Origin of the sequence: Mameliella sp. CS4 (genome assembly GCF_019392335.1) — a bacterium.
Classification (GTDB): domain Bacteria; phylum Pseudomonadota; class Alphaproteobacteria; order Rhodobacterales; family Rhodobacteraceae; genus Antarctobacter.
Map to the genome: position 1 here is coordinate 1 of NZ_JAHXRQ010000031.1, position 13,542 is coordinate 13,542.

Genomic DNA, 13,542 nt, shown 5'->3' on the forward strand with positions numbered 1-13,542 from the left:
ACGAGCTTGCGCGGGGTGTTGCGGTCGGTGACCAGAGCCTGCAGCTCGGCTCGGTCGTTGGGGTTCAGATACAGGCAAATGTCATCGCGTCTCATACCCCGAGCATGACATGCTCGCCCAAAAATGGGAATCCTACGTCAGGCGGGGAACACTAGGGTCTGGACTCATTGAGTTTCAGAGCCAGTAGATTACGAGTGCGGCCAGCGCGATGGCCGACAGGAAGACCCTGGGACAGCGGTCACAGCGGGTTGCCATGCGCCGCCAGTCCTTAATCCTTCCGAACATGATCTCGATCCGGTTGCGCCGCTTGTACCGGCGCTTGTTCCTTGCCCGGCAGTGCATTGCGCAGCAATGGCACGAGAGGGGTATTTAACGGTTTTCTTGCGCTGCTTTCGACCTGGGATGCAGGCGCGTATCCCTTTGTCTCTCAACGCTTCTCGGAACCAGTCGGCGTCATAGCCCCTATCTGCGAGGAGCCAATCGACACTTGGCAGGCTGTTCAGAAGCGCCCGCGCACCGATGTAATCGCTGACCTGACCGGCAGTGATAAACAGGTTGAGCGGTCGCCCCTGGCTGTCGCAAATGGCGTGCAGCTTGGTGTTCATGCCGCCTGTGTGCGCCCGATCAGGCGCCCAGGCCCCCCTTTTTCACGCCCATGCTGGTCGCTGTCCGGTGTGCTTTCAGGTCCGTCGCATCGGTCATCACGGTCTTCTCTTCGCCGTGGTCTGCGGCCAGACCGGCCATCATCCGGGCGAAGATGCCTTTGTCGCTCCATCGCTTCCAGCGATTGTACAGCGTCTTGCAAGGACCGTATTCCTTGGGGGCGTCCCGCCATCGCAAGCCATTGCGGTTGATAAAGATAATCCCGCTCAACACCCGTCGATCATCCCTTTCGGGACATTGCTGCGCAATGCCCTGACGGGCAGTGGACCCGCGGCTTGCCGTGGGACTTGGGAAAGAAAGGCTCAAGGCGCGCCATCTGCGCGTCGGTCAACCAGAAAAGATCCGACATGTTCACCGCTCGTTTTCGAGCCGTGAACCATGCTGTCTTTCGGAAATCAATGGGTCCTGACCCTAGATAAGTTGCGCCGAGGCGTACAAGTGAGTGACTAAGGTCCGCTTAGGGATGTCCTTGCTCTGAAGGCGGACGACGCGCCCCAACTTTGCAAAGTCCGCTCCCTGCGCGTTGCTGCCGTTGGTGCCAGGCGCAGCGAAGGACGGGATCCGGCCCGGTCTGGCAGGGATGTCGCTCACGGCCCTCAGAGGCCATTGCCTACACCAGCTTCCGCCGCTGTGCGGCTTGACCGAAGCGGCCGTTGGTCGTTTGCGCAGCATTTTCGCGGGCCGGATGTCCGCAGCGCGGGCAAAGCCGCCTTTCACCAAGAGATCGCAGAACCAAGTCCACCCCCGGTTCACTTCATGCTTTCGAGTCAATTCGATCCGTCAGCAAGAGCCAGAGCATTTTTCGACGGCAAGTGCAGATTGGCGCGGGAGGGCCTTTGGGGAAGGGGGCTGGGCACGGCAGACAGCAGCCTTTTCGTGTAGGGATGGTGAGGCGATCGCAGCACTTGCGCAGTCTCGCCGGTTTCGACGATCTCGCCCCGGTACATGACAGCAATACGGTGGCTGACACGTTCGACGACGGCGATGTCATGTGAGATGAACAAGAACGCGATCCCCAGCTTTTCCTGCAGATCCTGCATCAGTGCTGTGACACGGGCCGCGGTGGAAACATCGAGCGCGGATACGGCTTCATCCGCAACAATCACCTTCGGGGAAACCGACAGCGCCCGTGCAAGGCAGAGCCTCTGACGCTGGCCCCCGGAAAACTGATGCGGATAGCGGTCGGCGGCCGAGGCATCAAGCGTCACCATTTCCAGCAGGTCAGAGGCCAGTGCCGTGCGGGCGGCGCCTTTCAATCCGCTGTGCAGATAGGCCGGTTCGGTGATGAGATCGCGCACCTTCATGCGGGGATTGAGGCTGGCGAACGGATCCTGAAAGACCATCTGCACATCGGCGCGCGCCTGTTGCAGCGCCTGCGTGCCAAGGCCGGTGAGCTCGCGCCCGGCCAGGATCACGCGTCCGGCATCCGGCTCGATCAGGCGCATCAGGGTGCGCGACAGGGTGGACTTGCCACAGCCGGATTCACCGACAAGACCCAGCGTCTCGCCCGGGCGGATTTCAAAGGACACGTCCTTGACGGCGGGCACCTTGACCTTCGCCTTCAGGAACCCGCCGTTGCGGACAAAGCTCTTGGACAGACCTTCGACCTTCAGCACCGGCTCCGCGGACGAAACCTGTGACCGCAGGGGCGACAGGCCCAGCTTGGGCGTCGCCGCCATGAGATCGCGTGCGTATTGCGATTGGGGGGCCTTGAAGAGTGCGCCGGTATAGGCAACCTCTTCGGTGTTGCCGTGCCGCATGACGACAACACGATCGGCGATTTCCGCCACCACACCCATGTCATGCGTGATGAACAGGATTGCCATGCCGATTTCCTGCTGAAGGCTTTTCAGCAGTTTCAGCACCTCGGCCTGTGTCGTGACGTCCAGCGCCGTTGTCGGCTCATCGGCGATCAGCACGTCCGGGCGGCAGGCCAGGGCAATGGCGATCATGACCCGTTGGCGCAACCCTCCCGACAGTTCGTGCGGATATTGGTCCAGACGCCGGGCGGGATCGGGGATGCGCACCTGATCCAGGGCACGTTCGGCGGCGATACGTGCCTCTGCGCGGCCCATGCCCTGGTGACGGCGCAGCACCTCGCCCAGTTGTTCGCCGATCCGCATGACCGGATTGAGAGAGGTCATCGGCTCTTGAAAGATCATCGAGATGCGGTTGCCACGATGGGCCTGCATCCCGCGGTCGGACAATTGCGCCAGATCGATCGGCGCCTGCGCGCCCAACCGGATCTGACCGGCGGTGATGCGCCCACCCTCACGTTCGATCAGGCGCATGACCGACAAGGCCGTGGCCGATTTGCCCGAGCCGGATTCCCCGACAAGTGCCAGCGTTTCCCCGGCATGGATGTCAAAGGACAGATCGCGCACGGCGGTATGGCTGCCAAAGGCGACAGTCAGCGACTTTATGGAAAGGACGGGAGCATCAAGCATGGGTCAGAACGGCATCAGGGCGGGCGTCCAGCGCCCGTGTTTCGGGGTAATGCGTGCCTCGAACGGATCTGCGCCAAAGACTTGCCAATGCAGGGTGTCGGACAGTTCGATCATCCCCCAGGCGGCGGCGGGCGCGCCCTGGGTGGTGAAGCTCTCCGTCAGGCTCTGCTGGGTCAGGTGGGTGATCCCGTCCACCGTGGTCACGGTGTTCCAGTGAACGTGGCCGGACAGGCAGACCACCGGCACGCGGGCCTGCGATAGGGCCTGCCGGGCGCGGTCGCTTTGCGGATAGCGAGAGACACCGGGGTTGCGTTCAAAGTAATAATTGCCGGTCTGGCCGTGTCCGGAAACGGGGACATGGCTGACCACCAGTGTCGGCTTTTCGGCGGCCTGCATGGTGCGCGACAGCCAGAGCAGGTCCGGTTCCGGCAGGTCGAACCCGATCCGGTCGGTTCCTCGGCTGATCTTGGGGTCGGCCCGCCACAGGGCGATCTGCCAATCGCCGCAGTCCAGCAGCTCGTTCCCAAGGCTTTGTCCAAGGATCTTCTCGTTCTGGGCCGTGGTCAGGTGGTCGCGGTCGTGGTTGCCGTTGACGTGATGGATGGGCGCGTTCACGGCCTTGAAGACCTCGGCCACCTCGGCTTCCAACCGCAGGTCGGTGGTCTCGTCGATGTCGGAGATACGGTCGCCCAGGTCCAGCACAAGATCGGGGGCCTCGGCATTGGCCCATGTGGCGAAATCCGCCATCAGCGAGAGCGCGGTATCGCCGCGCTTGGTGTGCGAGGGGGCGCCGTGGTGAATGTCGGCGATGGTGGCTATGCGGAAGGTCATGATGCGTGGTCCTGAAGGGAAGGGTGGCGCGCCCCGTTCGGGACGCGCCAAAGGTGCTCAGCTGTCGGCAAGCGCGATGGCACCGGCGCGGAAATCCAGCACATAGGGGATGTGGCCGGGCTGCGGCGCCCAGTCGATGCCCTTGTGCATGCCCCAGCTTTCAAAGGGACGGTACAGCGGCAGCACCGGCGGATCCTGCTTGATGCGGTCCATCAGCTCGACGTAGGCGGCCTTGCGCGCCTCGACGTCCTCGGAAAAGCGGAAGCGTTCCCAGATCGCGGCATATTCGGCGTCGGTGTTGAAGCGGCCCGAGCCTTCGGAGGGGCCATTCGGCGCCCACATCACCCCGAACGAACCGAAGGGGTCGGCGAAATACATCGGGTTCGACCAGCTGCGCGCCATCAGGTCCGGGCTTGCGCCGGTCCATTGTTCGGTGACGTTCACGCGGCCCTTGATGCCGACCTCGGCCCACATCTCGGTGATGGCCTGCGCGGCAAGCACGCCGTTGGTGTAGTAGACCGGGTAGGCGTCAAAGACGATTTCCTCGCCGTCGTAGGACGATTCCGCCAGCAGTTCGCGCGCCTTCTCGGGGTTGTATTCAAAGGTGTTGAGCTCGGGCATGTGCAGCTCGCCCATTTCGGCCATCGTGTGGGTCGAGGGCACGATCGCCTTGCCCAGCCACAGCGCCTCGTTCAGCAGGTCGCGGTCGATGGCCATCGACATGGCCTGGCGGATCCTGGGATCGACCAGGTCGGGATGGTTCACGTTCATGATCATGACGTGGAACAGCGCGGTGGCCGAACCTTCGGTCTTGAGGTTCGGGTCGGCATTGATCAGGTCCAGCTGATCGGGCGCGATATTGGTGACGATGTCCGCTTCGCCGGTTTTCAGAGCGGTGATGCGGCTGGCGGTTTCGGGGATGCGGATGACGGTGGCCTGTTCCAGAGGCGCGCGGTCGCCCCAGAACTCGTCAAAGCGGCTGTAGACGACCTTTTGCCCCGGAACGAATTCCGAGATCGCATAGGGGCCGGTGCCGACCGGTTTCAGCGAGAAGGCCTCGAAATCGCCGTCCTCGGCCACGTCCGGGTCGCCGGACAGCGCCTTGGTATAGTCTTCGGGGATGATCATGACCTGTTGCAGCGAAACCAGCGTTTCCCACAGCGGCTCGGGGCGCTCGACCTTGATCTGGACGGTATGGTCGTCGATCTTCACCGCCTCGGCAAAGTTTGCCAGGCGGTCCTTGGAGCGCACGACATAGGGGGCAAAGGTCGCCTGGTACATGCGGTTCAGCGAGAATACCACGTCATCTGCGGTCATGTCTTCGCCGTTGTGGAACTTGACGCCTTCGCGCAGCTTCAGTTCCATCGTGGTGTCATCCACCAGCCGCCATTCGGTGGCCAGCGCGGGCACCCATTCGGGCTCCAGCTTGGAGTGGTCGCGGTCGATCAGCGTGTCGAAGCTGTTATAGTAGAACTGCGATCCGACGTTGGAATGGTCACGGCCGGGATCAAGGTAGTCCGAGATATTGGCCGCGCCGACGGTGATCGACTGGGCAAGAGCAGAGCTGGCCAGAAGCGCAGCAGCGGTGGTCATCAGAAGGGTTTTCATGATTGTCTCCATTGAAGGACGTTGACGGGCGTCTTCGGCCTCTTGATTAGCGGTCGCGCAGGCGGACATCGGCGCGGTCGCGCAACCAGTCGCCGAGGATCTGCACGGAAAAGGTGACAAGGATGATCAGCGCAGCAGGGGCGATCACCATCCAAGGGGCGGTGGGCATGTAGTCGCGGCCATAGCCGACCATGCTGCCCAGCGTGGCGGTCGGGGGCTGTACCCCAAGGCCCAGGAAGGACAGCGTCGATTCAAGGATCACGATGTTGGACAGGGACAGGGTGAATTGCACCACCAGCGGCGAGACGATGTTGGGCAGCACATGGGTCAGCGCGATATACCGTTGACCGCCCCCCGAGGCGCGGGCCGCCTCGATGAAGGGCAGTTCGGTGATCTTGCGGACCTCGGCGCGCACGATCCGGGCGTATTGCTCCCAGCCGGCGATGCCCAGCACGCAGATCATGACGGTCAGGGACGACCCGAAGAGCGCCAGGATCAAGAGCGCCAGCAGGGTGAAGGGCACGGCGATCTGCAGATCGACGGCGGCCATGATCGCGTCTTCGGCCCAGCCGCGGCGCAACCCGGCGAACAGGCCCAGGGTGCCGCCGATCAGCAATCCGATGGTCGCCCCCGCCAGTGCCAGCCCAAGGGTCAGTTGCAGGCCGTGCAGGCTGCGCGAAAGGACGTCGCGGCCCAGTTCGTCGGTGCCCAGGTAGAACCCGTCCTTGTAGCGGTCGAACCCCAGCGGCGGGCGCAGGCGCGAGATCAGGCTTTGGGCCAGCGGATCGAAGGGGGCGATCAGCGGCGCCAGCAGCGCCATGAGGACCAGAGACAGACCGATCAGTGCTGCCACCTTCTGGATGGCATTGCTGTCGCGCCATAGCGTCAAAAGGAAAGGCGCGCGCGAGGGGACATGAGTGGTTGCAGTCATGGTATTATCCTTTCGCCATGCGGATGCGCGGATCCGCGACGACATAGGCGATGTCGGTGAGGGCATTGATGACGACCACGGCGAAGGCGACAGAGATCACCCCGAATTGCAGCACCGGGTAGTCCCGCATGATGGCGGCCGAGACGAGCAGCTCTCCGATGCCGGGCCAGCTGAAGATGGCCTCGACCACCACGTTGCCGGCCGCCGCCATGCCGGCGATCTGCAGGCCAAGTACCGACAGCACCGTGACGCCTGCATTGCGCAAGCCGTGTTTCAGGATCACGATCGTTTCCGGCAGGCCCTTGGCGCGGGCGGTGCGCATGAAATCCTGCCCCAGCACGTCCAGCATGGCGTTGCGGGTAAACCGGGTCAGCGCGGCAATCAGCACCCCGGACATGGCGATGGTGGGCATGATGAAATGCCAGGGCGAGCCATTGCCCACCACCGGCAACCAGTTGAGCCAGAAGGCAAAGATCAGCACCATGAAGGTGGCGATGACGAAGTTGGGCACCGCGTAGCCGATAAAGGCCAGGCCCATGACCGCGCTGCCGATCCAGCTGTCTCTCCACAGCGCCGCGACCACGCCCAGCGGGACGGACACAACCAGAGTCAGCGCAAGCGCGCTGCCCAGAAGTTGCAGCGTGGGCCAGATGCGTTCGGCCACGATGTCGGCCACGGGGCGGCGCTCGATGAAGGACAGGCCAAAATTGCCTTCCAGGATGCCGCGCAGATAGGCGAGGTATTGATGCCAGATCGATCGATCCAGCCCGAAGTACTCGATCATCAAGGCGCGATCTTCTGCTGACAGGCCGTCACCAAGGGCGGTGTCCAGCGGGCTGCCCGACATCCGCGTGGCAAAGAAGACAAGTGTGATGATGGCGAACAGGGTCAGCACCATCTTGAGCAAGGTGCGCAGGATATAGAGGGTCATTCCGGGGCTCCCGTGCGGCGAAGCAGGACAAAGCGGGTGCCGATGGCCCGCGCGATAGCGCCATCCGTGTCCGGGTTGTCCCCGACAAAGACGGCTTCTGTGGCGGAAACGCCGGTGCGTGACAGCGCCTGCGCTGCCAGATGAGGGTGGGGTTTGCCGATGCTCTCGAATTTCAGTTCCGACAGCATGGCGCGCAGCGCAGCCAGCAGGGCGCCGGTTTCGGCGATGGGTTGGCCAGCATGGCCGGGATGCGCGGTATCGGTATTGGAAACCCAGAAGGCAGCGCCGCCCTGGACCAGGGCCGCGATCGCGTTCAACCTGTCCAGCGACAGTTGCGTGTCACGACACAAGAGCACCAGGTCTGGCGTATCCCCTGTCAGGACAAAGCCCAGGCGCCGCGCTTCCTGTTCCATTGCCGGGCTGGCGAACAATGCCAGTCGCGCGCCGGGATGCAGGCGCGCCAGGTGCGCCAATGTCTGCTCCCCGGCCAGCAGGATTCGTTTGGCCGGAACGCTCAGGCCAAGCGCCGCGAGCTGGGTGCCGAGGTCTGCCGCGCAATGGGACGAATTGTTGGATACCAGCCAAAGGCGCTCTCCGCAGCTCTTCAGGAAGGAGGCGGAATCCCTGTAGGCGCGGCCTTCCGAGACAAGGCAGCCATCGAGATCACACAGCACAAGGCGGTCCTGCGCGATCAGATCGGGCGAAAGCTGGCTTACAATCCGGGTGTTTAAAGTCAGTACGGAGGCCACGGGCAAAAGCTCCCTGCGCCTCGGCGCAGGTTGCGCCGAGGTGGTCTGGTGTGGGGACGAGAGATCATTCAGGTTCGAGTGCGACCGTTTCCGGCCTTGGCGGCACATTTGCCTGCCGGCCGTGACATGGCTGTGACAAAGCAAAGTTATGCTTTGGGGAAACCATAGTTTTGTTTTGGATCGCTCATGACAATTTCTCTTCGCACCCTCGAAGCGCTCCGTTCGGTGGCCGAATCCGGTTCCTACGCTGCGGCCGCGCGGTTGTTGAACGTCACCCAGCCGGGAATCTCGCAGCAGGTGCGCAAGCTGGAAGAAGATTATGGCGTGGCGCTTTTCTTCCGCGAAAAGGGAAAGCTGCATCCGACGCCCCTCTGCGATAGGCTCTGTGATGCGGCCGAGCGCGTGATCAGCGAATATGAAACGCTTGAGCAGATGTTGTTGCGCCACGGGTCGCTGACCAAGGGGGAACTGTCCGTGGGGCTGGGCAACGCGATGCCCGGCATGTCGGTGATCGCGGCCTTCAACAAGGCCTACCCGCAGGTTTCCTTGCAGGTCACCACCGGGTCACATGACAAGATCATGCGGCAGGTCATCAACCACACCGTGGACGTCGGCATCCTGCCGGAGGTGCCCAAGGACGGGCGTTTCCGCCGTCATGCGCTGTTGACGAACAATGTCGTTGCCATCGTGCCGCTGTCGCACCCGTTGGCCAGCGCCGAGGCCGTCACCTGCGAAGACCTGCTGCGCCACAGGTTGATCTTTCGCACGACCGGGTCCTCGACACAGAAGGTGCTCGACCGCTACTTTCGGCGCCACGATGTGTCGCCGGAGCCTTTCCTGACCCTCGACAACCGGGATGGCGTCTATGAGGCAGTGGTCAATGACATGGGGATCGGGTTCGTCTGGCGGACGGGAACAGGGCGCAATGAGGATGTGAAACAACTGAAGCTGCTCGGAGCCGATACATCGAGCGCGGAGGTGGTCTTTGCCCCGGTCGAACGCAAGATGGAGACGTTGAATGCGCTTTTCGGACTGATGGACGGCATAGAATTACGTTGATCCTGGCATGTCGCGTGGAACCGGCAGAATCTCAGTTGAAGAACGCGTGTAATTTTGTAGCGGCACATTGTGTCCCGCCAACGAACATCGGCGAAGGGCGACAAGGCTGGTTGCTCAATGTCCTGCGTTTTTGGGGCAATCGACGCTCAGGTTGAACTGCCCCTTTCCCCGCTGACTTCGCGCCAGGGCGTCGCTCTCGTCCCTTCCGAGAGCTGAGCAGCGGTTCATTGTTGCGTTACGGAACTCGATTTCGGCGGTCTGTCAGCCGGGATCCCCACGCCTTTGCCGTTGCCAACCTCGGCCTTCTTGACCCACTCGTTCAGGGTCCGAGGCGCACAACCGATCTTCGAGGAAATCGACAGGATCGCCGACCATCGGCTCTCATGCTGACCGAGATTGTCGAAAACAAGGTGAACGGCACGCTCGCGCACTTCGGGGGAATACTTGTTCGTCGTCTTGCTCATGATGCTCCATCCTGCTCAGGAGTCGGAGCCTCCGGAAAACCCGGCGCGGTTCAAGGTTTCTCCACTAAATTGGCATTCCTTCACGTCCGTGGCGTTTGGGTCTCCGCCTGCGATGAGGATTACAGCATTTTCGACTGACAAGTCTGAGGCAAGCCGCCAAAGGTCCAAGGTCATTTCGTCATTTACCCAATAGTAACTATTTTTGCCCCAGCCCGGTCCTTTCCGGTCAGGTAATCTGCCCATGCCGCCATCATTGCGCGGCGTTTCTCCACCATGTCGCCGCGCCGGTAAGATGCCTCCACGGCATTGCTCAACTTGTGTGCCAAGGCCACCTCGGCCATGTCGCCAGGAAAATGCGTGCGCTCGGCCACCCAATCGCGGAAGGTGCTGCGCAGCCCGTGCGGCACTGCCGGGCGCTTGCTCACCCGGTCCACGAAACCCGGTCCGCCTGCATCAACGTCAGCCTTGTGCAACCGTTTCATGGCCGCGCTCAGGGTCATGTCGGACATCTCGCTACTACGCGGCGCAGGGAACACAAGCGGGTTGTCCTCGAAGCGCGGCAGAGCTTCCAAGAGCGCCACGGCCTCGGGCGTCAGCGGCACGCGGTGTTCCCGGTCCATCTTCATGCGCGCCGCTGGAATGATCCAAAGCCCCGCGTCCAGGTCGATTTCCACCCAGACAGCGCCGCGCACCACTTTGGAGCGGGAAGCGGTCAGGGCGGCAAATTCCAAGGCGCGTGCGCCCGTGCCGTCGCGCTTGCGCAGGGCAGTGAGCCAGCGCGGCGCATCGTCGATCTGAACCGCCGGTTGATTGTCCTGTTTCGCCACCTTCGCGGCGGCGGGCAGAAGTTCATTCAGGTTACCCGCCCAAAGGGCGGGATTATCGCCAGAGCGGTGCCCCGCCACCGTGGCCCATGACAGCACGCTTTCAATCCGTCCGCGCAATCGGGACGCGGTTTCCGTCTTGCTCTGCCAGATCGGTTCCAGAACGCGCAGCACATCCTGCACCGTGATTTCATCCACCAGCATTTTGCCAACCTCAGGCATTGCGTAGCTCTGCAAGGTGTTCTGCCATTGCTGGCGGCGCTTGGCGTTCTTGAAAGCGTCCAGCTTCGCGGTAAGGCATTTGTCGGTTGCCTCCGCAAAGGTCAGGCCCCGGCGCCGTGCGGCCAACAGTGCGCCTCTGCCTTGCGGCGCTGGGCGGCAGGAGCCGGACCGTGATAATCTCCGACATGACCGTCCTCCTTTGTGGATCAGCGCAGACCCACCTTGGCACATAGATGCCGTTGGGGGGCGGTCACATCATCAAAGCCCACAGGGATCGGACGTGCTGTTCGTGCATTGCGGCGGCACGCCCGCGCCGTTGTGGCTGTCAGCGGGGAGGGCGGGCCAGGATCACCTCGGGGCCGCCCGCGTAAAGCTGCCGGACCAGGTCGCCGCGATTGTTCAGAACGGCGCGCTGGTTGACAGATCCCTTGTCCGTCACCTCGCCCGCGTTCAGGTCCAGCGGGTCGATCATCACCGTCGCGCGGGCAATCCGCATCGAAGAGCCGGTGGCCTCTTGTGCCAGGTGCGCCAGCCGTTCTTGCAGCGCGGCGCGCACCTCGGGTCGGGCCCAGAGCGTCGCGTCGTCCAGCGTGGCGCCGTCGGGCACCAGCGCCTCTGCCCCGGCGCGGGCCGGGACCAGCAGGGCGCCCAGTTCGTCCTGGCCTTCGCCGGTGATGACCGCGTCGCGCGCGAGGCCCCCAAGGGCATCGACCAGTTTCGCCCGGAGCGCGCCCACAGCGACCCATGTCCCGGTGTTCAGCTTGAAGTTCTCGGCGATGCGTCCGTCGAAAAAGAACCCCTGCGCGGCATCGCCGGGAACGGCAAAGCGCACAGCATCGCCGAGCTTGTAGAACCCTTCCTCGTCAAAGGCCTGGGCGGTCAGCTCCGGTGCGCGCCAGTAGCCGGGTGTGACCAGTGGCCCCTTGATGCGCAGTTCCAGCTTGCCACCCGTGGGCACCAGCTTGATGGTGACGCCCTTTGCCGGCACGCCGACATTGCCGGGCAGCGCTTGTTCCTCGACGCAGGTCAGGGCAAAGGGCGCGGTTTCGGTCGCTCCCAGCCCCGTCGACAGCAGGGTGCGGGCACCCACGGTCTGTTCGGACAGCGCCTTGAGGTCTTCCCAGGTGTGGGTGGCCATGCCCGCGCCCGCGTAAAGCAACAGCTTGACCCGGCTGAAGAAGGTGCGGGCCAGGCCGGCGTCCCCCTTCATCGCGCGGATCAGCGCGTCATAACCGACGGGGACGTTGAAATACCAGGTCGGCGCGATCTCTCGCAGGTTGCGGATGGTCTCTCCGATGCCCTTCGGGCTGGGGTTGCCGGTGTCGATGTAGAAGGTGCCGCCGTTGTAGAGCGCCATGTTGAAGACCTTGCTGCCCGAGGCGACATGGTTCCAAGGCGCCCAATCCACCAGCACGGGGGGCTCTTCTTTCAGGAAGGCATAGCAGTCCTGCACCATCGCCATGTTGGAACAGAGCATCCGCTGTGTCGTGATCACCGCCTTGGGTGAGCCGGTGGTGCCGGAGGTAAAGAGAAACTTGGCCACCGTGTCGGGGCCGACGGCGCGGGCGGCGGCGCGGGCGGTCTCTGTCGGGGCGGTCCGCTTGAGGGACTCCCAGGACAGGATGCGGTGGCCGGGCAGCTCGCCTGCGCCGGTGATGATGGGCAGGTCGGGATCAAGGACCTGGGCGATGGCGGGGGCGAAGGCGTCTAGCTTGTCGGCAAAAACCGCCCCGGGCGTGATCTGGCCCGCGATGTCGGCCAGTTTCGGAAATTCCGGCCCGGTCAGCGAATAGGCCGGGGCAATCGCGGCGGAAGGGATGCCGACATGCTGGGCCGACAGGGCGATCACCGCGTGATCGAGGCTGTTGCCCGAGAGGATCAGTAGCGGACGGTCCACCGAGAGGCCCAGATCCAGCAGCGCGCTGCCGACCCGCTCGATCAGTTGGGCCAGCTCTGCGTAGTTGTGGCCGCGCCAACCGCCGGAGCCGTCGCGTTCAGCCATCCACAGCCGGTCCGGCGTGGCCGTGGCCCAATGTGCGATCTTTTCCGACAGGCAGCGCGGATAAGGGTCAAGCGGCTCTTCCTGCCAGACGAGAATGGTCCCGTCATCGCGGGTTTCCTGCCGAATACGCGGCTCCCACAGCCTGACCGGCCGCATCTCTGTCATGGTCGAACCCTCCCCCTGGTCCGGTTCATGTCTTACGAAAATCTTTACTTGGAAACAATTTAAAAATATAGAATCGGGGCAATCGCAGGAGGACCGTGTGAACAAGGGGGACACTTTCAGGCCCGAAGAGGATCGGCCCGGCGCAGAGGCCGCTCCGGAATCCGATGGGGCCGTTTCCCTCTATGAGCTGGAAGAGTCCCTTGGGTTCCTGCTGCGGATCTCGCAGGTGCGGGCCTACGAACGGTTCTATGCCGCATTCGACGAAATCGAACTGCGCCCGGGAGAGTTCTCGGTCATGTGGGTGATCCTGCGAAACCCGGGAGTCCGGCATGGCCTTCTGGCGGAAACTCTGGGGATCAAGCCTGCGCAGATGACCAAGATGATCCGCCGGCTGGAGGTTCAGGACCGCATCCGTCGCGTCATTCCGGACGATGACCGGCGGTCTGTCCGCCTGTACCTGACCGCAGGCGGCAAGGCCTTCGTCAGGGAACATCGGGACGCCTTTTTTGGACATGACGACTATCACAATCACGGGCTGAGCGAGGCGGAATGCCGTCAGCTGGCCCACCTTCTGCGGCGGTACAGCGGGGTGGGACGCAGGACGGACAACTGAATGGTGGCTGCCGGGAAGCCGTGAGGAGACGCG

General features: G+C 63.2%; 11 protein-coding genes and 1 pseudogene. 2 read left to right on the forward strand and 10 right to left on the reverse strand.

Translation table 11 applies throughout. From position 1 onward, the window contains the following. Window positions 1–174: 174 nt before the first annotated feature. The 7 genes and pseudogenes from KZZ07_RS23620 to KZZ07_RS23650 form a co-directional block, all read right to left on the reverse strand. Window positions 175–1,012, reverse strand: a pseudogene (locus KZZ07_RS23620) (IS5 family transposase). 418 nt (window positions 1,013–1,430) lie between these two features. After that, entirely contained in the window at window positions 1,431–3,110 is a 1,680-nt protein-coding gene (locus KZZ07_RS23625; RefSeq protein ID WP_219518240.1) for an ABC transporter ATP-binding protein, read from the reverse strand. A gap of 3 nt (window positions 3,111–3,113) precedes the next feature. Then, window positions 3,114–3,941 carry a metallophosphoesterase family protein gene (locus KZZ07_RS23630; RefSeq protein WP_219518248.1) on the reverse strand — a complete coding sequence of 276 codons (828 nt, stop codon included), beginning with the start codon at window positions 3,939–3,941 and terminating at the stop codon, window positions 3,114–3,116. Window positions 3,942–3,998: 57 nt separating this feature from the next. After that, entirely contained in the window at window positions 3,999–5,549 is a 1,551-nt protein-coding gene (locus tag KZZ07_RS23635) for an ABC transporter substrate-binding protein (RefSeq protein WP_219518250.1), read from the reverse strand. A gap of 46 nt (window positions 5,550–5,595) precedes the next feature. Continuing rightward, complete coding sequence (locus tag KZZ07_RS23640; protein WP_219518252.1) at window positions 5,596–6,480, reverse strand: ABC transporter permease; 885 nt, start codon at window positions 6,478–6,480, stop codon at window positions 5,596–5,598. Window positions 6,481–6,484: 4 nt separating this feature from the next. Continuing rightward, window positions 6,485–7,411, reverse strand: a complete 927-nt coding sequence (locus KZZ07_RS23645; protein WP_219518255.1) for an ABC transporter permease — start codon at window positions 7,409–7,411, stop codon at window positions 6,485–6,487. Beyond that, window positions 7,408–8,160 (reverse strand): HAD-IIA family hydrolase, encoded by a 753-nt coding sequence (locus KZZ07_RS23650; protein ID WP_219518258.1) that lies wholly within the window; start codon window positions 8,158–8,160, stop codon window positions 7,408–7,410. Before KZZ07_RS23650 ends, KZZ07_RS23645 begins: the two co-directional genes overlap by 4 nt. A 186-nt stretch (window positions 8,161–8,346) precedes the next feature. Here KZZ07_RS23650 and KZZ07_RS23655 point away from each other — a divergent pair, with 186 nt between their 5' ends. Continuing rightward, window positions 8,347–9,219, forward strand: a complete 873-nt coding sequence (locus KZZ07_RS23655) for a LysR substrate-binding domain-containing protein (RefSeq protein WP_219518260.1) — start codon at window positions 8,347–8,349, stop codon at window positions 9,217–9,219. Between the two features lie 224 nt (window positions 9,220–9,443). Here KZZ07_RS23655 and KZZ07_RS23660 read toward each other — a convergent pair whose 3' ends face one another. The 3 genes from KZZ07_RS23660 to KZZ07_RS23670 all read right to left on the reverse strand — a co-directional run bounded on the left by KZZ07_RS23660 (window position 9,444) and on the right by KZZ07_RS23670 (window position 12,896). Next, window positions 9,444–9,683 carry a transposase gene (locus KZZ07_RS23660; RefSeq protein ID WP_219518262.1) on the reverse strand — a complete coding sequence of 80 codons (240 nt, stop codon included), beginning with the start codon at window positions 9,681–9,683 and terminating at the stop codon, window positions 9,444–9,446. 182 nt (window positions 9,684–9,865) lie between these two features. Further along, on the reverse strand, window positions 9,866–10,855 hold the full coding sequence (locus KZZ07_RS23665) for a tyrosine-type recombinase/integrase (RefSeq protein WP_255564557.1): 990 nt from the start codon (window positions 10,853–10,855) through the stop codon (window positions 9,866–9,868). A 199-nt stretch (window positions 10,856–11,054) separates the two neighbouring features. Then, window positions 11,055–12,896, reverse strand: coding sequence for a feruloyl-CoA synthase (locus KZZ07_RS23670; RefSeq protein ID WP_219518266.1), 1,842 nt, complete (start codon window positions 12,894–12,896; stop codon window positions 11,055–11,057). Between the two features lie 97 nt (window positions 12,897–12,993). Here KZZ07_RS23670 and KZZ07_RS23675 point away from each other — a divergent pair, with 97 nt between their 5' ends. Beyond that, complete coding sequence (locus KZZ07_RS23675; protein WP_300443757.1) at window positions 12,994–13,509, forward strand: MarR family winged helix-turn-helix transcriptional regulator; 516 nt, start codon at window positions 12,994–12,996, stop codon at window positions 13,507–13,509. Window positions 13,510–13,542 lie beyond the last annotated feature (33 nt).